Source organism: Profundibacter sp. (assembly GCF_965277155.1).
Taxonomy (GTDB): Bacteria; Pseudomonadota; Alphaproteobacteria; order Rhodobacterales; family Rhodobacteraceae; genus Profundibacter.
Map to the genome: position 1 here is coordinate 84,200 of NZ_CBDIBV010000011.1, position 24,290 is coordinate 108,489.

21 protein-coding genes and 1 tRNA gene are annotated in these 24,290 nt (G+C 57.4%); 9 read left to right on the top strand and 13 right to left on the bottom strand.

The features are described 5' to 3' along the window. Window positions 1-287 precede the first annotated feature (287 nt). On the top strand, window positions 288-1,250 hold the full coding sequence (locus ACQY4M_RS12920) for a DUF2235 domain-containing protein (RefSeq protein ID WP_428544749.1): 963 nt from the start codon (window positions 288-290) through the stop codon (window positions 1,248-1,250). A 128-nt stretch (window positions 1,251-1,378) separates the two neighbouring features. Then, window positions 1,379-2,605 carry an IS256 family transposase gene (locus ACQY4M_RS12925; protein WP_428539582.1) on the top strand — a complete coding sequence of 409 codons (1,227 nt, stop codon included), beginning with the start codon at window positions 1,379-1,381 and terminating at the stop codon, window positions 2,603-2,605. A gap of 12 nt (window positions 2,606-2,617) precedes the next feature. Here ACQY4M_RS12925 and metF read toward each other — a convergent pair whose 3' ends face one another. Continuing rightward, the gene (gene metF, locus ACQY4M_RS12930; RefSeq protein WP_428544752.1) at window positions 2,618-3,514 is read right to left on the bottom strand and encodes a methylenetetrahydrofolate reductase [NAD(P)H]; all 897 of its coding nucleotides are present in this window, start codon (window positions 3,512-3,514) and stop codon (window positions 2,618-2,620) included. Between the two features lie 94 nt (window positions 3,515-3,608). Here metF and ACQY4M_RS12935 point away from each other — a divergent pair, with 94 nt between their 5' ends. Then, entirely contained in the window at window positions 3,609-4,529 is a 921-nt protein-coding gene (locus tag ACQY4M_RS12935) for a LysR family transcriptional regulator (RefSeq protein ID WP_428544755.1), read from the top strand. A 275-nt stretch (window positions 4,530-4,804) separates the two neighbouring features. On the opposite strand, the gene ACQY4M_RS12940 is transcribed toward ACQY4M_RS12935, so the two are convergent. After that, on the bottom strand, window positions 4,805-5,848 hold the full coding sequence (locus tag ACQY4M_RS12940) for an IS5 family transposase (RefSeq protein ID WP_428539221.1): 1,044 nt from the start codon (window positions 5,846-5,848) through the stop codon (window positions 4,805-4,807). 358 nt (window positions 5,849-6,206) lie between these two features. Next, window positions 6,207-7,250, bottom strand: coding sequence for an IS5 family transposase (locus ACQY4M_RS12945; protein ID WP_428539227.1), 1,044 nt, complete (start codon window positions 7,248-7,250; stop codon window positions 6,207-6,209). 128 nt (window positions 7,251-7,378) lie between these two features. On the opposite strand from ACQY4M_RS12945, the gene ACQY4M_RS12950 reads away from it, so the two are divergent. Next, window positions 7,379-8,227: a Hint domain-containing protein gene (locus ACQY4M_RS12950; RefSeq protein ID WP_428544758.1), complete on the top strand. Its 849-nt coding sequence runs from the start codon at window positions 7,379-7,381 to the stop codon at window positions 8,225-8,227. A gap of 75 nt (window positions 8,228-8,302) precedes the next feature. Beyond that, the gene (locus ACQY4M_RS12955) at window positions 8,303-9,091 is read left to right on the top strand and encodes an inositol monophosphatase family protein (RefSeq protein WP_428544761.1); all 789 of its coding nucleotides are present in this window, start codon (window positions 8,303-8,305) and stop codon (window positions 9,089-9,091) included. 3 nt (window positions 9,092-9,094) lie between these two features. Here the strand turns inward: ACQY4M_RS12955 and ACQY4M_RS12960 are convergent, their stop codons facing one another. Together ACQY4M_RS12960 and ACQY4M_RS12965 are read right to left on the bottom strand one after the other, a co-directional pair. After that, window positions 9,095-9,466, bottom strand: coding sequence for a GFA family protein (locus tag ACQY4M_RS12960; RefSeq protein WP_428544764.1), 372 nt, complete (start codon window positions 9,464-9,466; stop codon window positions 9,095-9,097). Next, window positions 9,463-10,209, bottom strand: coding sequence for a rhomboid family intramembrane serine protease (locus ACQY4M_RS12965; protein WP_428544767.1), 747 nt, complete (start codon window positions 10,207-10,209; stop codon window positions 9,463-9,465). Before ACQY4M_RS12965 ends, ACQY4M_RS12960 begins: the two co-directional genes overlap by 4 nt. A gap of 127 nt (window positions 10,210-10,336) precedes the next feature. Here ACQY4M_RS12965 and ACQY4M_RS12970 point away from each other — a divergent pair, with 127 nt between their 5' ends. Then, entirely contained in the window at window positions 10,337-10,987 is a 651-nt protein-coding gene (locus ACQY4M_RS12970) for a DUF3047 domain-containing protein (protein WP_428544770.1), read from the top strand. Here the strand turns inward: ACQY4M_RS12970 and putA are convergent, their stop codons facing one another. Next, window positions 10,988-14,407 (bottom strand): bifunctional proline dehydrogenase/L-glutamate gamma-semialdehyde dehydrogenase PutA, encoded by a 3,420-nt coding sequence (putA, locus tag ACQY4M_RS12975; protein ID WP_428544773.1) that lies wholly within the window; start codon window positions 14,405-14,407, stop codon window positions 10,988-10,990. A gap of 169 nt (window positions 14,408-14,576) precedes the next feature. Between putA and ACQY4M_RS12980 the strand changes: the two genes are divergently transcribed. From ACQY4M_RS12980 to ACQY4M_RS12990, 3 genes are all read left to right on the top strand, one after another. Further along, a complete protein-coding gene (locus ACQY4M_RS12980; RefSeq protein ID WP_428545616.1) occupies window positions 14,577-15,035 on the top strand; it encodes an Lrp/AsnC family transcriptional regulator in 459 nt (152 codons plus the stop codon). Window positions 15,036-15,100: 65 nt separating this feature from the next. After that, window positions 15,101-15,187 (top strand) — tRNA-Leu (locus ACQY4M_RS12985). Window positions 15,188-15,324: 137 nt separating this feature from the next. After that, window positions 15,325-16,020: a TylF/MycF/NovP-related O-methyltransferase gene (locus tag ACQY4M_RS12990; protein ID WP_428544776.1), complete on the top strand. Its 696-nt coding sequence runs from the start codon at window positions 15,325-15,327 to the stop codon at window positions 16,018-16,020. Window positions 16,021-16,110: 90 nt separating this feature from the next. Here the strand turns inward: ACQY4M_RS12990 and ACQY4M_RS12995 are convergent, their stop codons facing one another. The 7 genes from ACQY4M_RS12995 to ACQY4M_RS13025 all read right to left on the bottom strand — a co-directional run bounded on the left by ACQY4M_RS12995 (window position 16,111) and on the right by ACQY4M_RS13025 (window position 24,160). Next, window positions 16,111-17,256, bottom strand: coding sequence for an iron-containing alcohol dehydrogenase (locus ACQY4M_RS12995; protein WP_428544779.1), 1,146 nt, complete (start codon window positions 17,254-17,256; stop codon window positions 16,111-16,113). Window position 17,257: 1 nt separating this feature from the next. Next, complete coding sequence (locus ACQY4M_RS13000; RefSeq protein WP_428544782.1) at window positions 17,258-18,643, bottom strand: aldehyde dehydrogenase family protein; 1,386 nt, start codon at window positions 18,641-18,643, stop codon at window positions 17,258-17,260. A 3-nt stretch (window positions 18,644-18,646) separates the two neighbouring features. Continuing rightward, window positions 18,647-20,008 (bottom strand): glutamine synthetase family protein, encoded by a 1,362-nt coding sequence (locus tag ACQY4M_RS13005; RefSeq protein ID WP_428544785.1) that lies wholly within the window; start codon window positions 20,006-20,008, stop codon window positions 18,647-18,649. Between the two features lie 69 nt (window positions 20,009-20,077). Next, entirely contained in the window at window positions 20,078-21,115 is a 1,038-nt protein-coding gene (locus tag ACQY4M_RS13010) for a TRAP transporter substrate-binding protein (protein WP_428544788.1), read from the bottom strand. Window positions 21,116-21,192: 77 nt separating this feature from the next. Further along, the gene (locus tag ACQY4M_RS13015; RefSeq protein ID WP_428544791.1) at window positions 21,193-22,719 is read right to left on the bottom strand and encodes a TRAP transporter large permease; all 1,527 of its coding nucleotides are present in this window, start codon (window positions 22,717-22,719) and stop codon (window positions 21,193-21,195) included. Next, the gene (locus ACQY4M_RS13020) at window positions 22,719-23,381 is read right to left on the bottom strand and encodes a TRAP transporter small permease subunit (RefSeq protein WP_428544794.1); all 663 of its coding nucleotides are present in this window, start codon (window positions 23,379-23,381) and stop codon (window positions 22,719-22,721) included. Before ACQY4M_RS13020 ends, ACQY4M_RS13015 begins: the two co-directional genes overlap by 1 nt. Continuing rightward, a complete protein-coding gene (locus ACQY4M_RS13025) occupies window positions 23,369-24,160 on the bottom strand; it encodes an N-formylglutamate amidohydrolase (RefSeq protein WP_428544797.1) in 792 nt (263 codons plus the stop codon). The genes ACQY4M_RS13020 and ACQY4M_RS13025 overlap by 13 nt, the downstream gene beginning before the upstream one ends. Between the last annotated feature and the right edge of the window lie 130 nt (window positions 24,161-24,290).

Sequence of the window (24,290 nt, forward strand, 5' to 3'; positions counted from 1 at the left end):
GGTTTCAATCGGCCGGTGTTTGTGATCCGGCATACTAGAAACACACCGCACCGAGGCGGTTTAATCCCGGCAAAGACAATTAATTTTGAAAATCGCGTTAATTCAGTATGTTAGGACCGAAATTAATAATATGTAACAATCATTCACAGGGTTTTTTATCGACTTGGCGCGGTTTGACAGGCAATCATTAATTAATGATCGGAATAAAACGCATAAAGCGCTGGCTGGGTCTTGGACCCGGTATCGAGCAATCGCCCGCCTTACCATCGCGCGGCCGGGTGGATCATGTGATTATCTTTGACGGCACCATGTCCACGTTAAAGGCGGGGTGCGAAACAAATGCGGGGCTTGCCTATAAACTGTTGTGCGAGATGGCCCCCTCGCAGCATCTGTCACTACGCTATGAACATGGCCTGCAATGGCACGACTGGCGGCACACATGGGATGTGATCAATGGCAAGGGGATCAACCGGCAGATCAGGCGCGCCTACGGGTTTTTGGCCAGCCGATACCGCCCCGGAGACCGGATTTTTCTGCTGGGGTTTTCGCGCGGTGCCTTTGCGGCGCGGTCCTTGGCGGGGGTGATCGACAGGCTGGGATTGCTGACGCAGGAGCAGGCAACCGTGCGCAACGTGCGCCAGCTATACCGCCATTACCAATGTTCGGCGGATAGTGATGCGGCGCGGTTGTTTGCAACGGCCCATTGCCACAAAGGCGTGAAAATCGAAATGGTCGGGGTCTGGGATACGGTGATGGCTCTGGGCCTGCGCTGGCCGGTTTTGTGGCGCTGGACCCAGCCGCAACATGCGTTCCACAGCCGCCACCTTGGCCACAGCGTGCGGCATGGATTTCACGCGCTGGCGATGGATGAAACCCGTCTGGCTTTTGCGCCGGTGATGTGGGAAAGCCGCGCCAATTGGGTCGGCGTGATGGAACAAATGTGGTTTCGGGGATGCCACAGTGATATCGGCGGCAATCTGGGCGGGTTCGACGCGGCAAGACCGCTGTCAAACATTCCGCTTGTCTGGATGCTGGAAAAAATGGAAGGCTGCAACGTGCGCTTCCCCGAGGGGTGGCCGGCCCGGTTCGAACAGGATGCCGATGCCCCGATGGTCGGTTCATGGCGTGGCTGGTCCAAACTGTTCCTGTGGCGCCGCCGCCGTGTGATCGGGCAGGATGCAAGCGAACGGATTCACCCCACAGCACGGGGGCATAAATACGTGGCTAACCGAAGGTCAGTGCGCCCCTAGGCCACATTTTCCAGCGAAACCGCAGGTGTGGTAGTGTCGCGAGTTTGGTGGAAATTCGAGGACGGCGTAATCTCCGGGTGCATCGAAGCCACCCAACCGGCGGCTGGAACCGCCAAGGAGATCACGCCATGACAAAGAATACAGCAACATCGACATCCGCGCTACTGGCCAATGAAGCAGGCTATGACCCGATTGAAGACCGGCTGCGCCAGAACATCCGCGCGACGATCGAGGCGGTTTTCGAAGAGGAGCTGGAGCAGTTTCTGGGCCGTTGCCGGTATGGCCGCAGCGGCGGGGCAAAGGCCGGATACCGCCACGGGCATCGCGAGCGGCAACTGGTCGGAACATTTGGAACCGAAACGGTGCGCGTGCCGCGTGCGCGGATCACAGGCGAGGCCGGCAAGGCCAGAGAATGGCGCTCGAAGGCATTGCCCCGCTACCAGCGGCTGACGAAGAAGGCCGAGGCGCTGATCGCTGCTGTCTACCTTTCGGGCACCAACACACGGCGGGTAAAACGCGCCCTGTTCGGCCTGTTTCAGGGGGCGGTCAGCAAGGATGTGGTGAGCCGCGCCTGGCGCAAGGTGAAGGTGGACTGGCAGGCGTGGTGCGCCCGCAGCCTTGCGGATGAAGACATCGTGCGGCTGATCCTGGACGGCACCGTGATCAAAACGCGGATTGACAGGAAGGCCACCAATATCTCGGTTCTGGCCGCGATTGGCGTGCGCCGGGATGGGCAGAAGGTCTTGTTATCACTGATGAACATGGGCGGCGAAAGCACCTCCGCCTGGCGTCAGTTCATCAACGATCTGGATGCGCGCGGGTTGAAACGGCCCGAATTTGTCATCGTGGACGGGGCACCGGGACTTGAGGTCGCTCTCATTGCCCTCTGGGGTGAAGATCTGCCGATCCAGAGGTGCACGGTGCACAAGCACCGCAACCTTCTGGCCAAGGCACCCAAGCGTATGCATGATGAGTTGACAGAAGATTACCGCGACATGATCTACGCCAAAACACCCGAGGAAATCGCCACCCGCCGCAAGGCATTTCTGCGAAAATGGCGGCTGAAATGCAAGGCCGTCGCTGACAGCTTGGAAGAAGCAGGAGATAAGCTTTTCACCTTCACGCGTCTGCCACAAGGCCAGTGGAAATCGGCCAGAACGACAAATGCGATCGAACGCCTGAACGAGGAATTCCGCCGCCGCATCAAGACCCAGACCGTGCTGCCATGCGCCGAGACCGTGCCGATGCTGCTTTGGGCTCTGATGGCCTCGGGGCAGATCGTCATGCGAAAGGTCGATGGCTGGGAAACGCTCGCTCAGCCCGTCGCCGACGCAACCCTTGACCAAGCCGCCTGACCGGCGCATAACTCAACCCGCTCGGAGGTGCCTGAAATCAATTTCCACCACTTTCGAGACACAACCCGCAGGTGTCACCCCCAGCGCATGACAAATATCGCGGGTCAGCGCAGGGCGGTTCAGGGTGTAGAAATGCAGATCCTCGACCCCGCCGTCAATCAGATCGCTGCACAATTCGGTGCAAACAGCGGTGGACAATAGATCGGTGCGCCCGTCGCGGATGGCTTTGGTAAACGCATCATCCAGCCACTTAGGGATTGACGCGCCACAACCGGCGGCGAATTTCTTGATCCCCGTCCAGCTGGTAATCGGCATGATCCCCGGAATGATCGGCGCATCTATACCGGCCTTCTCGCAGGCATCGCGGAACCGGAAAAAGGTTTCCGCCTCAAAGAAAAACTGGGTAATGGCACTGCTGGCGCCCGCATCGATTTTGCGTTTCAGCCACTCCACATCTGCCGCAGTGTCAGGGCTTTCGGGGTGCGGTTCGGGATAGGCGCCAACGCGGATGTTGAATTTGCCGGTTTCGGCCAGCGTTTCAACCAGCTCAACCGAACTGGTGAACCCGCCATCAACCGGCTTGAACCCGTCCGCCCCCTTGGGGGCATCACCGCGCAGGGCGACGATGTCGGTCACGCCGGCCTTGGCGTATTTATCGGCAATCGCCAGAATTTCTTCGCGGGTGGAATTGATGCAGGTCAGATGCGCGGCCACCTTCAGCCCGTAATTGTTCTGGATGGTCGTTACCGCGTCATGGGTCAAATCCCGCGTGGTGCCGCCCGCGCCATAAGTGACGGATACGAAATTCGGGTTTAGCGGGGCCAGCACCTGCACGGTATCCCACAGGCGGAATGACGCCTCGAGCGATTGCGGCGGAAAAAATTCAAAGCTGATGCGGGGCGTGGCCATACCGGTTTCCTTTTTGCTTGAGGGTCCTTTTCGCATATGGCAAACTGTGAAACAAATTCATAATTCTCAAGATTAACATGAGGCTGGCCACATAATGCACTTGGAACTTCGCCACTTGCGCAGCATCAAAGCCATTCACGAGGCCGGCGGGCTGGCCCGTGCGGCCGAGGTGATGAACATCACCCAATCCGCCCTTAGCCACCAGATTAAGGGGCTTGAGGAACAGACGCAGGTCGAACTTTTTATCCGCCGTTCCAAACCTTTACGCCTGTCCGCCGCCGGCATGCGCCTGTTGGCGCTGGCCGAGCGGGTGTTGCCGGAAATCGAGGCGATAGAGCAGGATTTTGCGGGGCTGAACAGTGGCCGCGCGGGACGCTTGCACATCGCGATTGAATGTCACGCCTGTTTTGAATGGCTATTCCCCGTGCTGGAAGAATTCCGCAAGGCATGGCCCGACGTTGACGTCGATATTCGCGCCGGTTTGTCATTTGATGCGCTGACGGCGCTGCAAAAAGAACAGGTCGATCTGGTGATTTCTTCGGATCCCGAAGATTTGGCTGGTGTCGAATTTTCCCCGTTGTTCGATTATGAACCGGTATTTGTAGCTGCGGCAAAAAACCCGTTAGCAGAAAAACCCTATATCGAGGCCAGGGATTTCCGCGACCAGACATTGATCACATATCCGGTGGACCGCAGCAAACTGGATGCTTTCACCGAATTGCTGGGACCGGCCAAAGTAGAGCCGGCTGCCATCCGTCAGGTGGAACTGACCGCCGTTATCCTGCTGCTGGTGGCCTCGAACAGGGGTGTGACCGTTTTGCCGGACTGGGTGGTGCGTGATGTCAGATACAATTCGGATTACATCACCCGCCGCCTGACAAAAGACGGATTAACCCGCAGATTATATGCAGCCATCCGCAATGAAGATGCCGCCAAACCCTATATGGCCCATTTTATCCGGTTGGGGCGGTCGATTCCTGTTAAATTGCAACGAGGGTCACTTGTTTCCACCTGAAATAGCTAATTTGGTGTTTTTCGATGGAAAGTGACCGAAAATAACAAGAAATGTCTATTTTTTGCCGTATTCGATTAATAAGAACCATACAAATCGTGTGTACTATAGCTTCTTACAACTGGAAAGTTTCTGTTTCTAAAGGAATGGGTTATGCCAACAACATTTAATGTAAAAGACCTCTGCATGAGGCCATGGCTTTCGGTTGAAGCAAGATTTCGGCCGCCCACCTTGCGCCCCTGCGGGTCCGGCGGACAGACGGGTGGCGGGGTTTGGGGCTATGCGATTGCGGGGGTTTGCGGGTTGAGGGTGATCCTGTTTGCGGCCTTGAGCAGGTTTTGCGCGATGGCGGCCATGACCATCTGGGCATGCACCCTGGCGCGCCCGAAATATCTCGCCCGCTGCAGGCCGAAGAGGCGTTTCATCGTGCCGAAAGTCTGCTCGATGCGGAAGCGGCGTTTCGAAATCAGCCGGTTGAAGCGTTTCTCCGATTGCCGCAGGGGGCGGCCGCGCGCTGCCTTGCGCAGGATGCCGTCGCGGTATTTGCCGCGCAGCATCTGGCGGTTGGCCTTGCTCGCATAGGCCTTGTCGGCCAGCACCCGCTGCGCCTTTGCGCCCGCGATCATGGTGGCGAATTCGGGGCTTTCGGCGGCATTGGCGGGCGTGGTGTGCACCTTGTCGATAAAGCCCTCTTCGTCGCAGCGGGCAAAGCCCTTGTAGCCGAGCGTGCTCTTGCGGCCCTTCTTGACCCAGCGGGCATCAGGGTCGGCGCTGAAATGCAGCTGTGCCCCGTCGGGTGAGACCTCGGGCGGATCATCCGGCGTCCCTTCCCTTGCCCCGTCCTCTGCCCGGTCCTGCGGGGCGTCGATATGGGTGCGCGGGCGCGCCGCCGCCGCGATCAGGGTCGCATCAATGATCGCCGCCTCAGCCTCTTTCAGCTTCAGCCCATGCGCCTCGATCTGGCGGCAGACCTCGGCCAGCAGCTCATCGTAAACGCCACCCCGGACCAGCGCATTGCGGAACCGGCAGTGGGTCGTCTCATCCGGCACCGACGCGTGCAGATCGAGCCCGCAGAACAGCATGAAATCCAGCCGCACCTTCAAGGCCCGCTCCAGCTTCGGGTCGCTCAGCCCGTGCCACTGGCCAACCAGAAGACACTTGAACAGAACCAGCGGATCATAGCCCTGAGGCCCGATCCCCGAGCGCCCCAGACCGCGCCGCAGGATCGGCAAAAACGAGTTCCAATCCATCAGCGCGTCGATCTTCGACAGAACGTCATCCGCGCCGATCCGTGCCGCCGCTTCGTGCAGGAAAAGGTCCATCTATTCACCCCAGAGATTTCCCGGCTAGCTTACCAAAACGGCCAACCCGGGGGAATCCCGATGTTATGCAGAGGTCTTTGTAATCAGTTTGGGTGTGTTATCGGATATTGATACCACAGAAGGAAATAACACAGCAGAAGGTGCTTCCAATTTGGTTGGAATGACTTTCGGCAGCGCTGGCAATGCGCTTGTGAATAATTTTGTTACGGGAACCTCTGTAAATTCCCGTTTTCGCCTTCTTCGCGGCGGGGTGGACGGTTTTTCGCCTGTCCCGCCTGATTGCTTCGGATCATAAACCCATTTTCACCGGTTTCAAGCCGGTTTTGGGTATTTCAGGCACACCTCACCCCATGAACCCTTATCCCGGCGCCGCCAGGCCGCATTCGAACTGGACGAAGCGCTTCATGTTGTAGACCAGGTTCATCATCCCGATGCGAAATCGCGCCCGCTTCAGGCCGATGGAGCGGATCAGCTTGCCGCCCATGGAGCGCTCCTGAAAAGCGAATACATGCTCGACCCGGACCCGCACTTTCGAGCGCCTCCGGTTGGCCTTTTGCTGGCGCTCGCCAAGCGGCTTGCCGCGCCTGCCCTTGTGATGGATATGGCTGTGAAGCCCCCGCTCTTCCAGCTCGCTTTCGATCTTTTGCGAGCGATAGGCGCTGTCGGCCCACAGGTCCGATGAGGTGTTGCTCGCATCAATCAGACCGGCAAGCGCCTGGCTGTCATGCACGGCGGCATCGGTGACATCATAAGCGCGGATGAATTTGTGCCGCCGGTCGACATTGATGTGGTTCTTGTAGCCGTAATAGCTCTTGCCGTGCTTCTTCGTCCAGCGCGCATCCACGTCCTTCTGGCGCTTCTTGTGGGGTTTTTCCTCCCACTCTTCAGGCGTTTCGCCCGCCTTGATTTTCTCGTTCTCGTCCCTTTTGTTGTGCTGGCGCGGCGCCGGAACGATGCTCGCATCAACAATCTGCCCGCCCATCGCCAGATAGCCCTTTTCGCGCAGAAAGGCATCGAACTTGTCAAACAGCTCCTTCATCTTCCCGGCCCCGGCCAGCCTTTCACGGTAGGCCCAGATGGTCTTGGCGTCAGGTACGCTGTCTTCAATGCCAAGGCCGAGAAACCGCATGAACGACAGGCGGTCGCGGATCTGATACTCGATCTGATCGTCAGAGAGGTTGTAGAGCTGCTGCAAAACCATCGTCTTGAATATCAGCACCTCATCCCAAGGCGGGCGGCCAGCGTTGGATTTGCGCTGTTCGGGCGGCGTGCGCCATATGGCCTTCAGCTCGTCCCGGTAATCCTCGAACGGCACCATGTCGTTGAGCAACACCAGCGGATCACCAGATTTGTCCAGTCCCGCGTATCGGCTGGAAAGATCAAAAAATCCCATCTGACCCATGACAAAACCCCGTCGGTCGAATCATTTTCATCCTGATGACGATTCTACCCCGTCAGGCCGGATTTTGGGGGATTTTTAGAGGTTCCCTTACGATGTCATCGGTTGGCAGCCCCGGATCCTATTACGATATGGACAACAACCCGAATGACCAGTTCTCGATCAACGGTGGCGCCCCACAAACCTTTGATGGCACTGCAATCTACAATGCAACAATCACCTATATTGATGGAACGACTGCAACAATAACTGCTGTTGTTTATCAGGATGTGAACGGCAATACCTATCTGGCGCCGGAATTCTCGGCAAATGCGGATCAAACGGCTCTTGAAGCCGGGGCGATCCGCTCGATCTCTCTGGATAGTTTAGCCGGAAACAATTACTCTGGTCTGACTTCAAGCCGCGAAACCTGGAATTATGTGACCTGTTTTGTGCGCGGCACGAAGATCGAAACCGCCGATGGGCCTGTTGCTGTCGAGGACTTGAAAACAGGCGATATGGTTCGTACCGTTGATAACGGTTTACAACCATTGCGCTGGATCGGGCGACGGACTGTTCCGGCCGAAAATGCATTTGCGCCGATTCTGATCCGCAAGGGTGCATTGGGAAATACAGAAGACCTGCGTGTATCGCCCCAGCACCGGGTTTTACTATCGGGATGGCGTGCTGAAATAAATCTGGGCTTGCCCGAAGTATTGGCACCTGCCAAGTCATTGATAAATGGCGAAACAATCCTGCGAGAAACGGGGGGCGAGGTCGAATATTTCCACATCATGTTTGACCGTCACGAACTGGTCTATGCCGCCGGGATTGAATCCGAGAGCTTCCATCCCGGTGATATGGGCTGGAATGCGTTGACTGATGAGACCCGTGAGGAAATTCTGACCCTGTTCCCCGAATTGCGTGATGAAGGGGTCAAAGCATACGGTGCGACGGCTCGGCCAACAATCAAGTCTCGCGAAGCGCAAATGCTATCCTAGAATTCGCTCTTATGCGCCCTTGTGCGCATGGCGCAGGGGTGTATATACGGCTTCTTGAAAAATAGGAGCCGACCGATGCCGATGAGTGCCAATCTTAACCTGATGATCAAAGCCGCGCGTGCGGCCGGTCGTTCGCTGTCAAAAGATTTTCGCGAGGTCGAGAACCTGCAGGTATCCCTGAAGGGGGCCGGCGATTTCGTCTCCAAGGCTGATTTTGCAGCCGAAGAAATAATCCGCGAACAACTGACCGAGGCCCGTTCGACCTACGGCTGGGTGGGCGAGGAAACCGGCGTGACCGAAGGGGATGACCCGACGCGGCGCTGGATTGTTGACCCGCTGGATGGCACCACCAATTTTCTGCACGGGATGCCGCATTGGGCGGTTTCGATTGCACTGGAGCACAAAGGCGAAGTTGTCGCCGGTGTGGTTTATGACCCGACCAAAGACGAGATGTTCTTTGCCGAAAAAGGGCAGGGCGCATGGATGAACGAAAGCCGGATGCGGGTTTCGGGCCGTCGTCGCCTGTCGGAATGTGTGTTTGCCACCGGTCTGCCGTTTAGCGGTCGTCCCGATTTGCCGCAAACCCTGAAAGAACTGGCACGGATTTTGCCCGCAACCTCGGGCGTGCGGCGTTGGGGGTCAGCGTCACTGGATCTGGCCTATGTTGCGGCTGGCCGGTTTGACGGTTTCTGGGAACGCGGCCTGAACCTGTGGGATATCGCTGCCGGTGTGGTGATCGTGCGCGAGGCAGGCGGCATGATCGAGCCATTACGCAAAGAGCGCGATATTCTGGCGGATGGTGAAGTGATCTGCGCCAACGAGCCGATATTCGAGCAATTCGCCAAGATTATCCGCGACGTGTAATCCCTAGCTTTCGCGATCAGAGGGGTGGTTCACCCCGTCGCTCCACGGCACATTTCCCAGATCGCGCGGGTTCACCCCTTCGATTGCAGCGGCATTCACGCCGTATTCATTTGGGTTCGAACGGCGCTGGTGGTGGGTATAGATGCCGCAGACGGAACAAAAGTAGTGTTTGGCGGTATGCGTGCCCCAAGTGTACAGGGTCAGTTTATCCTTGCCTTTCACTATTTCAACATCTCCGATCATTGCAGTGACTGCAATCGCGCCTCTTCTTCTACAAAACGAACAATCACAGCGCCGAGCGCTGTTCAATCCATCGGCCAGTTTCACCTGCAGTTCAACCGCGCCGCAATGGCATGTCAGCTTGTGTTTTGTCATCTGCGCCTCGTGATTTTCGGGACGCGGGACGGGGTCAGTTTATACTTGGCCTCGGGATGGGGCGGGTGACCGTGGGTTTTGTCCCAGAACACCTTGCCACCCAGCCGTTGCCAGACTGGCAGGGTTAATAGTATCCCGGCGATAAAGCCGCCAGCGTGTTCCCAATAGGCCACCCCGCCAATGCTGGAATCCGCGATTGCGCCATTCAATACCTGTAGCCCGAACCAGATCCCCAGCATGATCCACGCGGGGATCGGAAAGATACGAAAGAACACCACAAAGATAAACAGAATGTCGATTTTTGCCTTGGGAAACAGCAACAGATAACCGCCCATCACACCGGCAATCGCCCCCGAGGCACCCACCACCGGCACGGGCGAATGTGGTGCGGTCAGGATCTGGGTAAACCCCGCCGCCAACCCCACAGCAAAATAGAACAGCAAATAGCCGATATGGCCCAACTGTTCCTCCATATTGTCGCCGAATATCCACAGGAACAGCATATTGCCTGCCAGATGCATAAACCCGCCATGCAGGAACATTGAACTGATCAGCGTATAGTAATGATCGCCGCCGGTAACCATTTCCGGCACCATCGCCCAGTCATAAAAGAACTGGTTAATGACGCGCGGATTTTCCAGATTGCCCCAATAGGACAGGAACACCAGAATATTTACCGCCATCAGCGCATAGGTGACGTAGGGCGTTTTCAGGGACGGGTTATGATCGCGTATAGGAAACATGTGCCAAAGGTTGCCGATGCGGGGCAGGGGGTCAAGGGCGGTTCTGACAAAGATGTGATTGGTGTTGAGGGTATAGGACAGTCCAAACTTGTGCGCAAAGATGTTTTCTTCTGTGAAAGGTAGCGCGATGAACAAATATTTGACTGGCTTGTTGGCAGCTTTGGCTATTTCGGGGGCGGTTCAAGCCTCGGCTGAAGCACTGAAATTTGACAATTCATGGGTCGAGCAGGGGTTTCTTCGCTTGTGGACCAATGATTACGGCCTGAAGGGGCGCCAGTTGCAGGTGTCTTCGGATGGCACGGTTTCGATGCTGTACCGGTCGGTGCCTAAATCGGCATGGGGGGCAAAAATGGCGTCCTGGGGCTGGTCGGTGGCAAAATCGGTTGTGGCCACGGACCTGACCCGCAAGGGTGGGGATGATCGCAATCTGGCGATCTATTTCGTGTTTATGGATGCTAATGATGCCGACAGGTTGTCTGGTGCCTCTATCCGCAAGGTGCTGAAAAATTCTAGCACAAAGGCTCTGGTTTATGTTTGGGGTGGCGATTACCCGCGTGGCAAAATCCTGTACAGCCCCTATGGACCGAACAAGTTGAAAACCGTGATTAGCCGCAGTGCGGGCAAGGGGGCCTTCAATGAAAACGTTGATCTGGCCGCCGATTACCGCCGCGCCTTCGGGGCCACGCCCGGTGTGCTGGTCGGGGTTGGTGTTTCAGCCGATAGTGATGACACCGACGGGATGATCAGCGCCACCATCAAGGATTTGAAGGTGTTCTGATCACTCCATTGCCGCCAGCAACGCCGCGTTGCCGCCGGATGCGGTGGTGTCGACGCAAGTGTGGCGCTCGATTGTGACGTGGGCCTTGTCCGGCACGGTGGTGATCAGCGGCAGGACCGGCCCGTCACGCTGCGCCAATGCGCAGCCGTAAGCGCGGGCCTTGTCCGCATCCCCCCACCAGATTGCGCCGGAAAACCCGTGCAGGGTTTCCAGTGCCTGCGGGTTCAGCCCATATGCCGGAACCGCCACACCACCCAGTTTGCGCACCGCGTCGGCCTGCTGTTCGGCCGCTTGACGCGTTGGGCCAAGGCACAACAGCGGCGGGCGGCTGTGATAGGTCAGACGGTTGGATTCTCCCGTTGGCCCGGGCAGGTCGGCGGCTGTGATTTCGCCGGAGTCATAGGGGGCGCTGTCTATCATGGCCTGCACCTTTGCGGTCTCCGTCACCTCACCGGTATCCTTGACCTGTGGCGCGTCGTGCCGCAGGAACCGCAGCAGGTATTCCTGCCCCCCCGCCTTTGGTCCCGTGCCGGATAATCCTTCACCACCAAAGGGTTGCGAGCCGAAAACCGCGCCGATCTGGTTTTGGTTCACATAAATATTGCCAGCCTGCAACCGCTCGACCACATGCTGCACCCTGTCGTCAATCCGCGTGTGCAGACCAAAGGTCAGCCCGTAGCCACTGGCGTTAATATCGCCGATCACCCGATCCAGATCATCGGCTTTGAACGTCGCGATATGCAGCACAGGCCCGAACACTTCGCGCTCCATGTCGCCAATCCCGTTAACCTGCAGCAGGGTCGGCGGTACGAAATGCCCCGCGTTCGGGCGCGCCAGCTGTTTGATCACGCGTCCTTCGGTTTTGGCCGCCGCAATATAGGCGTCAATGCCCGCCTGTGCCTCGCCATCAATCACCGGTCCCACATCGCAGGACAAATCCCAAGGGCCGCCGATTGACAATTCATCCATCGCGCCCTTCAGCATCTCGGTGAATCCGTCGGCGATGTCCTCTTGCACATACAAACACCGCAGGGCCGAACAGCGCTGCCCCGCCGATTGAAACGCGCTTTGCACCACGTCGCGCACGGCCTGTTCGGGCAGGGCGGTGGAATCGACGATCGTCGCATTCAGCCCACCGGTTTCCGCGATCAATGGCGCGCCGGGGGCCAGGTTTTCGGCCATTGCACGGCGGATCAAAAGGGCGGTTTCGGTCGAGCCGGTGAAACACACCCCGCCAACGCGGGGATCGGAGGTAAGCGTCGCGCCAATCCGTCCATCCCCGGGCAACAGTTGCAGCACATTGGCAGGCACCCCTGCCTTGTGCAGCAGCGACACCGCGAAATGCGCGATCAGCGGGGTTTGCTCGGCGGGTTTGGCCAGGGTGGCGTTGCCGGTGGCAAGGGAGGCCGCGATCTGGCCGGTGAAAATGGCCAGCGGAAAATTCCACGGCGAAATGCAAGTGAAAATGCCGACGGGCGAGGCGTCGTGGTTTTGCGCCTGTGCCGCGTAATAACGCAGGAAATCAGCGGCTTCGCGCAATTCGCTGACGGCATCAGGCAGGGATTTTCCGGCCTCGCGGGCCAGCAGGGCAAAGAAAGGGGCGAAGTTTTCTTCAAAGAGATCAGCGGCGCGGTTCAGGATTTCGGCACGTTTGGCAACCAGGGCTTCCCAGATTTGTGCGGCGTTCAGGGCGGCCTTGACATCCTCTGCCGTTGCCCATGTGACATGTCCCACCGTGTCCTCGGCATTTGCGGGGTTTTGCACCGGCTCATCAGGGCCTTTGGCGGTGTGGCCCGCGACCAGCGGGGCCGAAAGGAAGCTGTGATCCCGATAGGCCCTGCGCCCCTTGTCAATCGCGGCCAGGGTCGGCCCGTCCGCCAGATCCCATCCTTTCGAATTGCGCCGCTCGGGCAGGAACAGCTCTGGTCCGCGTTTGATCGGGGCCGGCGACAGATCGGTGGCAAAAGGATCGGCGGCAACCACCTCGGGCGGCACGTCCTCGTCCACGATCTGGTTGACAAAGGATGAATTCGCCCCGTTTTCCAGCAACCGGCGCACCAGATAGGCCAACAGGTCGCGATGCGCGCCTACGGGGGCGTAAATCCGGCAGCGGGTGTGTTCGGATTCCAGCACGATGTCGTGCAGGCGTTCGCCCATCCCGTGCAGGCGCTGGAACTCGTAGCTGTCGGAATTATCAGCCATTTCCAGAATGGCGGCGACGGTATGCGCGTTATGGGTGGCGAATTGGGGATAAATCCGGTCGACCATCCCCAGCAGTTTGCGCGCATTGGCGATATAGGAAATATCGGTCGCGGCCTTGCGGGTGAACACGGGGAATCCCGACGCCCCGATCACCTGTGCGTGCTTGATTTCGCTGTCCCAATAGGCGCCCTTGACCAGCCGCACCATGATGCGCCGGTCCAGCCGTTCCGACAGCGCATAAAGCCAGTCAATCACCCCGCTGGCCCGTGGTCCAAAGGCCTGCACAACCACGCCAAAACCGTCCCATCCAGCCAGTGACGGGTCGGACAGAACCGCCTCGATCACATCCAGCGACAGGGCCAGCCGGTCGGCCTCCTCCGCGTCGATATTGAACCCCATGCCCGCCGATTTCGCCAATCCCGCCAAAGCGCGGACCCGTGGCACCAATTCGGCCATCACGCGATCCTTTTGGGCCACTTCGTAACGCGGATGCAGCGCCGAGAGTTTCACCGAAATGCCGGGGTTCTGGCGGGTGTCGGCATGGGTGCAGGCCGCCGCAATCGAGGTAATCGCCTGTGAATAGGCCAGATGATAACGCCGCGCGTCGTCCTCGGTGCGTGCGGCCTCGCCCAGCATGTCGTAGGAATAGGTATAGCCCTTGGCCTCCATCCCCGCCGCACGTTTCATTGCCTTGTGAATGTCCTCGCCCAGCACGAACTGGCGTCCCATTTCCCGCATCGCGCGGGCCACCGCATTGCGGATCACCGGTTCGCCCAGCCGTTTCACCGCCCCGCGCAGGTGTCCCGCAATGCCGGGTTCGCGATCCTCCAGCACTTTGCCGGTCAGCATCAGGGCCCAAGTCGAGGCATTGACCAGCGATGACGAGGATTTCCCCAGATGCCTGCCCCAGTTTGACGGCGCGATCTTGTCCTCGATCAGCGCGTCGATGGTGCTGGCGTCGGGCACCCGTAACAAGGCTTCGGCCAGACACATCAGCGCGATGCCCTCATCCGTGGACAGCCCGTATTCGGCCAGAAAAACCTCCATCAAACCGGGGCGGGCAGAGGCGCGGATGTCACGCACCAGTGCGGTGGCACGGGCGGTGATGGCGCGGCGGGCGTTTGGCGACAGGGCGGCCTGTTCGATCAGGGCTTGCAACGCGGCGTCCTCGTCAGCGTAAAGATTGGCGTCAATGCGGGTGCGGAGTTTGTTCAGCATGGCGTTATTCCCGATGTTTGGTGGCTGCCGGATGGGCAACTAAAGGAAACCGCAAGGCTTGAGGGGCGGTTAACTTGAGCCTATGATAACACGAATATACGGGGAATAATTCCTGAAATGATCTATAGTGCAGGCGAAACGACTGAAAGACTGGTAGATATAAATGCAAATGAACTCGACCGAGCTTGACCGCTTTGATCGCGCTATCCTGCATGTGATGGCCGCCGATGGCCGGATCAGCGTCACTGATCTGGCCCGTCGCATCGGCCTGTCCAAATCCCCGACCCAGGCCCGCCTGAAGCGGCTGGAGCAGGACGGCTATATCACCGGTTACCGCGCCATTCTGGACCCGATCCGCCTTGGCCTTGACCATGTTGCCTTTGTCGAGGTGCGCCTTTCGGACACCCGCGAGGCCGCGCTGTTGGCGTTCAACAAGGCGGTTGCCGAAATCCCCGAGATCGAGCAATGCCACATGCTGGCCGCCAATTTTGATTATCTGCTAAAGGTGCGCGTGCGCGATATGGCCGCTTACCGCGCAGTGCTGGGCGAGAAAATATCGTCACTGCCCCATGTTGCGAGCACCTCGACCTATGTGGCGATGCAGGCAGTGAAAGAGGGGATGCTATAGCGGCTGAAAACCCCCTTGCCCTTGGCAATTCAGCCGCTATTGTCGCGCAAGGTTTCGACCCGCATGCCCGCGTGGTGGAATGGTAGACACAAGAGACTTAAAATCTCTGGGCCGAACAGGCCGTGCCGGTTCGATCCCGGCCGCGGGTACCAAAACAGGATGCCGGTCCTGTGTCTTGCGATTATTCCATTCAACTTAACCGCCCGTTCATGGTTTTGGGTCATTTATACCAAAGACTCCAAAGCGATGCGGTCGCTTTGCGAAATATGTTGGAATAACGGGTGCAGCAATGGGCATGATGGAAATTGACGGGCTGACAAGTGATCGGTCATGGGATTGGGAAAATGGGTATTTCTGGTTCACCCACCCCTCCAGAATCAATAAATTTCTGGCCCATTACGAACTATACCAGATGATCCTGAACCTGCCCGGCGATGTGGTGGAAATGGGTGTGTTCAAAGGGGCATCAATGGTGCGCTGGGCGACGTTCCGGCAGTTGCTGGAAAACAGCTATTCCCGCCGGATTGTCGGCTTTGATACCTTTGACGAATTTCCCACCAAAGGGGTGGAACTGGACGTTGATCTGGATTTTATCGAAGGGTTCGCGGCACGTGCGGGGCGGGCGCTGAGCAAGGCACAGATCGAGGATGTGTTTCGCCGCAAGGGGTTTGAAAACATCGAACTGCTGGAAGGGAACGTTACCGATACCTTGCCGCATTTTGTGCAGAAAAATCCGGCCTGTCGCATTGCGTTGTTGCATCTGGATCTGAACGTGAAGGAGCCTACGGAATTCGCACTTGAGGCGTTGTATGACCGCGTGGTGCCCGGCGGGTTGATCGTGATTGATGACTACACATCTGTTGTGGGCGCGACCGAGGCGATTGACGATCTGGTGGCGGACAAGGGGCTGGAGATTGAAAAGCTGTCATTCCATTCGGTGCCCGCGTTCATCCGCAAGCCGAAACCGGATTTCGAGGAATTTTAGGGTCGAAGCGACGAGGCCCCGCATGTGATGCGGGGCCTCTTGTTATTTATTGCAACAGGTCCCGGATCAGGTCCGGGGCCGCGCGCTGATCTAGATAATCGCCTCAAACAGCGCCTTGGTGTTCTCGAAGGTCATCTTCACAGGGTTGCCGCCGGTGCTGGGGTCTTTCAGCGCCATTTCGGTCAGCTCGTCAATGCGATCATTGCCAACGCCCATTTCCGACAGCTTGTGCGGGATTTTGAACGAGTCGTTGAATTCCTGCACAAAGTCCTGAAAACCGCTAAAGCCGCCTTCAATACCCAGATAAGCCGCGGCTGCGTCAAAGCGGTCCGCAATCACCGGTGCGTTCATCTTCAGAACCTCGGGCATGCAAACCGCGTTGGTGGTGCCGTGGTGGGTGTTGTAAACCGCACCAATCGGATGGCTAAGCGCGTGAATGGCGCCCAGTCCTTTTTGGAACGCAGTCGCCCCCATCGCGGCGGCGGACATCATGTTGGCGCGGGCCTCGATATCGGTGCCATCGGCATAGGCGCGGGGCAGGTATTCTTTGACCAGGCGCATGCCTTCCAGCGCGATGCCTTGCGACATCGGGTGGTAATGCGGGCTTGAGTAGGCCTCGACACAATGGGCAAAGGCATCAAGCCCGGTGCCGGCGGTAAAGAATTGCGGCATGCCAACGGTCAGTTCAGCATCACAAATCACAATGGTCGGCAGCACTTTGGGGTGAAAGATGATCTTTTTCACATGCGTCACGCTGTCGGTGATCACCGCAGCACGACCCACTTCCGAACCGGTGCCCGCCGTCGTCGGCACAGCGATGATCGGCGCGATTACGTCGGGGTTGGCGCGGGTCCACCAGTCGCCGACATCCTCGAAATCCCAGATCGGGCGGGTCTGACCGGCCTGAAAGGCGATCATTTTGCCCAGATCCAATGCCGAGCCACCACCAAAGGCGATCACGCCATCATGGCCGCCCGAACGAAAGGCGATGATGCCTTCATCAAGGTTCTTTTCGGTCGGATTTGCATCCACACCCGAGAACATGGCGCGGCCAAGGCCTGCGGCCTCTAGCAAATCCAGCGTGTAGGTGGTGATGTCCAGCGACGCCAGCCCCTTGTCGGTGACCAGCAGCGGGTTGCCGATTCCGGCCTGCTGGCAGGCATCGGCGATTTCGGCAATCCGGCCAGCGCCGAAACGGATGTTGGTGGGGTAGGACCAGTTTCCAGTCAGTTTCATATCAAAGGGCCTTCTTCAGATGATAGGATTTGGGGCGTGTCAGGTTGTGGTAGCCGATCACCGACAGACCACCGCCACGTCCGGTATTTTTGCAGCCGGTCCAGCACAGGCCCGGGTCGACATAATCGGCGCGGTTCATGAACACGGTGCCGGTTTCCAGTTGGTGGCCGATGGCCTCGGCGCGATCAACATCGTTGGTCCACAGCGATGCCGTCAGACCGAATTCGCTGTCGTTCATCAGGGCGATCGCTTCGGCGTCGTCCTTGACCGGCATGATGCCGACCACAGGGCCGAAACTTTCGTCGCGCATCACCCGCATGGAATGATCCACATTCACCAGAATCTGTGGCATCAGATAGGCGCCACCGTTATCTTCGGGGAAATTGGCTGGATCGATCAGCGGTTTGGCACCGACGGCAATGGCCTCGGCGGTCTGGTCGCGTACTTCTTGCGCGAAACGCACATGTGCCATCGGGCCAAGGGTGGTTTCCGGATCCAGCGGATCGCCGAGCTTGTAACCGTTAACGATCTCGACCGCTTTTTTGACAAAATCGTCAAACAGGCTCTCGACCACATAAATCCGCTCGATCCCGCAGCAGCACTGGCCGGAGTTGAACATCGCGCCGTCAATCAGCGTGGCCACGGCCGCGTCCAGATTGGCGTCTTCCATCACATAGCCCGGATCCTTGCCGCCCAGTTCCAGACCGATGCCGGTAAAGGTGCCCGCGGCGGCTTTTTCCATTGCGATGCCACCTCCGACAGAACCGGTGAAATTGACAAAGCCGAAATTCTTGCCGGCAATCAGGTCCGACGTGGTATCATGGCCCAGAAACACGTTCTGGAACACATCTTCGGGGATGCCTGCGGCATGGAAGGCCTCGGCCATGCGTTCACCCACAAGCGGGGTCTGGCTAGCATGTTTCAGCAGTACAGCGTTGCCGGAAATCAGGGCGGGGGCCACGGTGTTGATCGCGGTCATGAAGGGGTAATTCCAGGGCGCAACCACCAGCACCAGACCGTAAGGTTCCCGCGCGATGTAGCGCTTGAAATCGTCGGTTTCCTCGACATTCAGCGGCGCGAGGGCCTCTTTGGCGATCGAGGCCATGTAACTTGCGCGTTCGTTAAAACCGGAGAATTCACCGCCATAGCGCACGGGGCGGCCCATCTGTTTCGCCAGTTCAGGCACGATCACATCGTTCATTTCCCCGACTTTGGCAACACCGGCCATCACCAGATCAATGCGGTCCTGTAACGGGCGTGCGGCCCATTCCTTTTGCGCGGCCTTGGCGCGGGCGACGGCGTCGTTGGCCTGCTCCATTGTCAGCAGCGGGCGTTCGACAAAAACCGATCCATCGATCGGCGAGATACATTTCAGTGTTTGTGTCATGGTTCAGGCTCTTTCAAATCCACGGGCGATTTCATAGTCGGTGACAACTTTGTCAAATTCTTCCTGCTCCCATGTAGCAGCGCGTGTGTAGTGGTCAACCACATCATCGCCAAAGGCTTCGCGCAACATTTTCGAGGCCTTCAATGCTTCGCCTGCATCGCGCAGGTTGGCGGGGATGTGGTCAACATTCTTGGCGGCATAGGCATCACCGGACAGGGGTGCGCCCAGTTCCAAATTTTCTTCGACGCCTTTCAGGCCGGCAGCCAGTTGGGCCGCCATTGCCAGATAGGGGTTCATATCCGAGCCGCCAATGCGGCATTCTACCCGCACGGCCTTGGTGCCTTCGCCGCACAGGCGGAAACCGGCGGTGCGGTTGTCAACTGACCAGGCGGTGCCGGTGGGGGCGAATGTTCCCTTCTGGAAGCGTTTATAGCTGTTGATATAGGGGGCCAGAAAATAGGTGTAGTCGGGGGCATATTTGATCATCCCCGCGATATAGCTGCGCATCAGGTCGGACATGCCGTGCGGTTTGTCCGCGTCATAAAACAGCGATGTGCCGTCTTTCCACAGGGATTGATGAACGTGGGATGACGAACCGACCTTTTCGTGGTGCCATTTGGGCAGGAACGTTACGGCGTGGCCCGCTCCCCAAGCAATTTCCTTGATTGCGTGTTTTGCAATTGTGTGGTGATCGGCGCAATCCAGCGGGGCACCGTATTTGATGTCCAACTCTTCCTGTCCCGCCTCGGCTTCTCCTTTGGAGCCTTCCACGGGAACACCAGCGGCAATCAGATGATTGCGGATCGGGCGCATGATGTGCTCTTCCTTGGTGGTTTGCAGGATGTGGTAATCCTCATTATAGGCGCTGATCGGTTGCAGGTCCTGAAAGCCATCAGCGCGGATTTCGTCCAAGGATTTCTCGAACAGGAAAAACTCCAGTTCGGTCGCCATCATTGCATCCATGCCCATATCGGCCAGCCGCGCCAGTTGCTTTTTCAGCACCGCGCGGGGGGAATGGCTGACGTCATTTCCGTGGTGATCCAGAACATCGCACAGCACCATTGCGGTGCCTTCCAGCCACGGGACGGGGCGAAGCGTATCCAGATCAGGCTTCATGACATAATCGCCATAGCCGCTTTCCCAGCTGGTGCTGGCGTATCCATCCGGCGTGGCCATTTCCAGGTCGGTGGCCAGCAGGTAGTTGCAGCAATGGGTTTCTTCCCATGCGCCATCGACGAAATATTGCGCCACCATGCGTTTGCCCATAAGGCGGCCCTGCATATCGACCATCACTGTCAGAACCGTATCAATACTGCCATCGGCAACCTGTTTTTTTAATGCATCAAAGGTAAGGGGGGCTGTCATGGTAAGACTCGCTTTTCGTCTGGGTCGGGTGCCCCGTGACAGGGCACCCAAGGGTTTGTTTTGTCAAGATCAGCCGTAGCGGTACGGGCGTCCGGCTTTGATCATATTGTCGTTGTATTGGCGGATAATGCCGACAATTTTGGCCTTCAGTTCGGATTCCGAGGCGATCTGATCCCAGAATTCCTGTGCTTTGGCTTCAACAATGCCCCATTCTTCATCCGGGATTGTTGTCAGCTTCAGCTTTGTGCCATTGACGCGCAGGCTGGCTTCTCCACCCCAATACCACCACTGACGGTGATAATGGCTGTCGTTCATGCAGACCTGCATCAGCGTTTTCAGGTTGTCCGGCAGTTCATTCCAGCGATCCATGTTCGAGAAGAAGTGGCCGATCCATGCGCCGGAAATGTTGTTGGTCAGGAAGTAGTTGGTCACATCTGCCCAGCCCGAAGTGTAATCCTCAGTGATGCCGGACCATGCCAGACCGTCCAGCTCGCCGGTTTGCAGGGCGACTTCCGCGTCTTCCCACGGGATAGTTACCGGAACCACGCCGAACTGCTCAAGGAAGCGGCCAGCGGTGGGGAAGGTAAAGATCTTCAGACCTTTCAGATCCTCAAGGCTGTTGATCGGTTTCTGGGTGGCAAAGTTGGCCGGATCCCAGCTGCCCGCGGAAATGTGCTTCACACCAACAGCTGCGTATTGTTCTTTCCAGATTTCATCCAAACCGTACTGGTTGAACAGCACCGGCACATCCAGCGAATAGCGGGATGCAAACGGGAAATAACCGCCAAAGGCTGTAACTTCGGTGGGCGACGCCATCGAGTCATCATCCGACTGCACCGCGTCGATCGTGCCTTTTTGCATGGCGCGGAACAATTCGCCTGTTGGCACCAACTGATCAGCGGTGAACAATTCGATCTGCATTTCATCACCGGCAATGGCGTTGAATTTATTCACCATCGGCACGATGACCTGTTCAGCCAGCGCAGGGCCGGCATAGGTTTGCAGGCGCCATTTGATTTTCGGGCCACCGGCCTTAACGGCAGGGGCGGCAAGGGCAGCGGCAGCGCCAACACTTGCAGTGGTTAAAAACTTGCGTCTTGTTGTCATAATATTTTCTCCTGGTTGTTGGTTATTAATTTATCAGAGCGGATCGCCCGTTTTTGTGCTCCTGTTCGGAGTTCTTGTTAATTCTTATAGACCAGATGCGGTAGCCACAGCGCAATATTCGGGACCAGCATAATCACGGCAAGGGCCAGCACCATTACAAACACAAACGGCCAGATTGATCCGTAAATGTCGCGCATGGTGATTTCCTTAGGCGCCATCGCCCGCATCAAAAACAGGTTATAGCCAAACGGCGGGGTCATATAGGCGATCTGGGTGGTGATGGTATAAAGCACCCCGTACCAGATCAGATCGAACCCCAAATGACGCACCAGCGGGATATAAAGCGGGGCCACAATCACCAGCATAGCTGTATCGTCCAGAAAGGTGCCCATGATCAAAAAGCTAAGCTGCATCAGGATCAGGATGGTCCAGGGGCTTAGCCCCATCTTTTCGGTGAACAGCTGGTCAATCGCATGCACCGCGCCCAGCCCGTCAAATACCGCGCCAAAGGCCATCGCGGCCAGAATGATCCACATAAACATGCAGGAAATCGCCAGTGTCTGACGAACGGAGACCTCGAATACCTCGCGGTTCATGCGCCCTTTTAAAACCGCTGCCATAAAGGCGACCATCGCCCCCACGGCAGAGCTTTCGGTTAGTGAGGTCCAGCCGTTCACGAAAGGCACCATCATTGAAAAGAAGATGATCAGCGGCAGCAGACCGGCCAGCAACAAGTGGTATTTCTCGGCCATATGGATTTCGAAATAGCGGCTATAGGACTTGCGGAAGGTATAAAGCAGCCACGCGCCGCCAATCACAATCGCCAGAAAAGAAAGCGAGGCAAAGGTGGTTTTCGGCAGCACGATATACCCGTTACGGATCGACAGGAACAGCGCCACGATGCCCGCGCCGATAATCCAGCCGGTGTAATTGATCCGCAAGGGGGCATCCTTGTTGTATTGTTTGCGTTCCTCCGGATCGAGCGTCGGGCCAAGTGCCGGATTTACTTTGCAACGCATATAGATATAGAGGATGAACATCCCTGCCATCATCAGGCCCGGCAGGATACCCGCCAGCCACAATTGCCCCACGGGTTGGCGCGCAATCATCGCATACAGCACCAGCACCACCGAAGGCGGCACCAGAATACCCAGCGAACTACCGGCCTGGATGACCCCCGTCACCATCTTTTTGTCATAGCCGCGTTTTAACAATTCGGGCAGGGCAATAGTGGACCCGATTGCCATCCCTGCGACAGACAGACCGTTCATGGCCGAAATCAGCACCATCAGCCCGATTGTGCCAATCGCAAGCCCCCCTGATACCGGCCCCATCCAGACATGGAACATTTTATACAGATCGTCGGCAATTTTGGATTCCGACAGCACATAGCCCATGAAAATAAACATCGGCAGGGTCAGTAACGGATACCATTTCATCAGCTTCATTGTAGCAGTAAACGGAAGGTCTGACCCGCCTGTGCCCCACAACGACAGTGCCGCCAAAGCCGCAACACCGCCGATGGCTCCGAATACCCGTTGGCCGGTCAGCAACATTAACATCATGCTGGCAAACATGAAGATTGCAATCATTTCGTGGGACATCAGTCTTCCTCTACATGCAGATGGGCCGTTGGTTCATCGGCGCGAAGGTCGACACCGCGGATGGTTGCGATGTCCTTGATCAGTTCGGAAATGGTTTGCAACAGCATCAAGAAAATGCCGATGCAGGAAATCACTTTGATTGGCCACAAATAGGGGTGCCAGGCGGTCGGCCCCTGTTCCAGATGGCCGGTCATGCCCTTGACGGTCTCGGGGATGGCTCCGAAACGGAAATGCACGATGTCACTGGCCACGCCGGAAATCATATCCCAGTAGAATTGAAAGAAATTACCGCCGAAATAGCCCAGCGAATAAGCAGTACTGTCCAGTGCTCCGTATAGCAAGACGATCAGATAGAAGATCAAAAACAGTACGGTGATGACATCGGTCTTGGCCTGAGTCGGTCTAGTCCAGGCCCCGTAAAACAGGTCCATCCGCACGTTGGCACGCAATTGCAGTGAATAAGGGCCACCCAGCATGTAATAGGCGACCAGCGAAAACTGTGCGACTTCCAGTGTCCATTTGGATGGATCAAATAGTGATTTTGAAACGGATGACCACAGCAGGATCGCAACCATGGCAAAGATGCCATACATGATGAATCGGCCAAGACGGTAGTTAAACGCATCGATCCAGCGGACATATTTTATGGCTATGCGCGGCATTGGGTTTCCTGTTCGACTTGGGACTGGGCAAGGGCGCCAGTGATGAGTTCGGCCAGCATTTTGGCGATGGCCTGTTGCTGGTCCGCCGTCGCAATTAAGTCATTACGCACCTCGATCATCACATTCATCAGCCCGTTTGGCAGGGCATGAAGTTTCAGCGTATGGGTAACGCCATCGTCAGGTCCATAGGGATCATTGCGTCGGGCGTTCAATTCTGTGTGCTTTGGCGCAAGGTCCAGCATGGCATCGGCCAGCCGTGTGTCACTGTCATGCAGGATGCCGATTTCCACATCGCGTTGTTCGCCCAGATAAACAGGGGTAAAGCTGTGGATGGTCACCATCACCGGCGGTTTGGGGGACGTGGCGATCGTATCGGCCAGCAGGGTGCGGAACGGCTCGTACACCGTGGCGACCCGCGCGGCTTTTTCGGCGTTGCTCAGGTTCCGGTTGCCCGGGATGTCGAAAACCTCGCTATGCTTTGGCATCGCGCCGGGCGCTTCGGGGGGGCGGTTGCAATCGTAAACCAGACGCGAAACGGTGCTGGCCACAAGGCGGGCGTCCAGAATATGGCTGATTTCCTGCGCAACGGCCAGCGCACCGGGATCCCATGCGATATGGTTAAGGCGGGTGGCCTCGTCCAGTCCCAAATTATCCAGCGCGGTCGGAATCCGGTTTGCGGCATGCTCGCACACAAGCAACACCTGCCCATTGCCTTCGGCATTGTGCACTACGGCAGCGGGTGTGCCCTCCAGATCGTTTTCGTCGATCAAACGCCCCATATTCCCCCTCGAGTCGTTTGTGTTCCAATAACCAAGACAATTCTTCACAAGTCCCCCTTGTGTCAATATAATTCCTGAAAAGTATTCTTCACGTTGGCACGCTCTGTTGGTATATTGACAAAAAGGATAT

Excerpts from the sequence above, each read along its gene's own strand:
- ACQY4M_RS12925 (WP_428539582.1), top strand. The coding sequence starts at position 1,379 with ATGACAAAGAATACAGCAACATCGACATCCGCGCTACTGGCCAATGAA.
- metF (WP_428544752.1), bottom strand. The coding sequence starts at position 3,514 with ATGGCCACGCCCCGCATCAGCTTTGAATTTTTTCCGCCGCAATCGCTC.
- ACQY4M_RS12935 (WP_428544755.1), top strand. The coding sequence starts at position 3,609 with ATGCACTTGGAACTTCGCCACTTGCGCAGCATCAAAGCCATTCACGAG.
- ACQY4M_RS12940 (WP_428539221.1), bottom strand. The coding sequence starts at position 5,848 with ATGGACCTTTTCCTGCACGAAGCGGCGGCACGGATCGGCGCGGATGAC.
- ACQY4M_RS12945 (WP_428539227.1), bottom strand. The coding sequence starts at position 7,250 with ATGGGTCAGATGGGATTTTTTGATCTTTCCAGCCGATACGCGGGACTG.
- ACQY4M_RS12950 (WP_428544758.1), top strand. The coding sequence starts at position 7,379 with ATGGACAACAACCCGAATGACCAGTTCTCGATCAACGGTGGCGCCCCA.
- ACQY4M_RS12955 (WP_428544761.1), top strand. The coding sequence starts at position 8,303 with ATGCCGATGAGTGCCAATCTTAACCTGATGATCAAAGCCGCGCGTGCG.
- ACQY4M_RS12960 (WP_428544764.1), bottom strand. The coding sequence starts at position 9,466 with ATGACAAAACACAAGCTGACATGCCATTGCGGCGCGGTTGAACTGCAG.
- ACQY4M_RS12965 (WP_428544767.1), bottom strand. The coding sequence starts at position 10,209 with ATGTTTCCTATACGCGATCATAACCCGTCCCTGAAAACGCCCTACGTC.
- ACQY4M_RS12970 (WP_428544770.1), top strand. The coding sequence starts at position 10,337 with ATGAACAAATATTTGACTGGCTTGTTGGCAGCTTTGGCTATTTCGGGG.
- putA (WP_428544773.1), bottom strand. The coding sequence starts at position 14,407 with ATGCTGAACAAACTCCGCACCCGCATTGACGCCAATCTTTACGCTGAC.
- ACQY4M_RS12980 (WP_428545616.1), top strand. The coding sequence starts at position 14,577 with ATGAACTCGACCGAGCTTGACCGCTTTGATCGCGCTATCCTGCATGTG.
- ACQY4M_RS12990 (WP_428544776.1), top strand. The coding sequence starts at position 15,325 with ATGGGCATGATGGAAATTGACGGGCTGACAAGTGATCGGTCATGGGAT.
- ACQY4M_RS12995 (WP_428544779.1), bottom strand. The coding sequence starts at position 17,256 with ATGAAACTGACTGGAAACTGGTCCTACCCCACCAACATCCGTTTCGGC.
- ACQY4M_RS13000 (WP_428544782.1), bottom strand. The coding sequence starts at position 18,643 with ATGACACAAACACTGAAATGTATCTCGCCGATCGATGGATCGGTTTTT.
- ACQY4M_RS13005 (WP_428544785.1), bottom strand. The coding sequence starts at position 20,008 with ATGACAGCCCCCCTTACCTTTGATGCATTAAAAAAACAGGTTGCCGAT.
- ACQY4M_RS13010 (WP_428544788.1), bottom strand. The coding sequence starts at position 21,115 with ATGACAACAAGACGCAAGTTTTTAACCACTGCAAGTGTTGGCGCTGCC.
- ACQY4M_RS13015 (WP_428544791.1), bottom strand. The coding sequence starts at position 22,719 with ATGTCCCACGAAATGATTGCAATCTTCATGTTTGCCAGCATGATGTTA.
- ACQY4M_RS13020 (WP_428544794.1), bottom strand. The coding sequence starts at position 23,381 with ATGCCGCGCATAGCCATAAAATATGTCCGCTGGATCGATGCGTTTAAC.
- ACQY4M_RS13025 (WP_428544797.1), bottom strand. The coding sequence starts at position 24,160 with ATGGGGCGTTTGATCGACGAAAACGATCTGGAGGGCACACCCGCTGCC.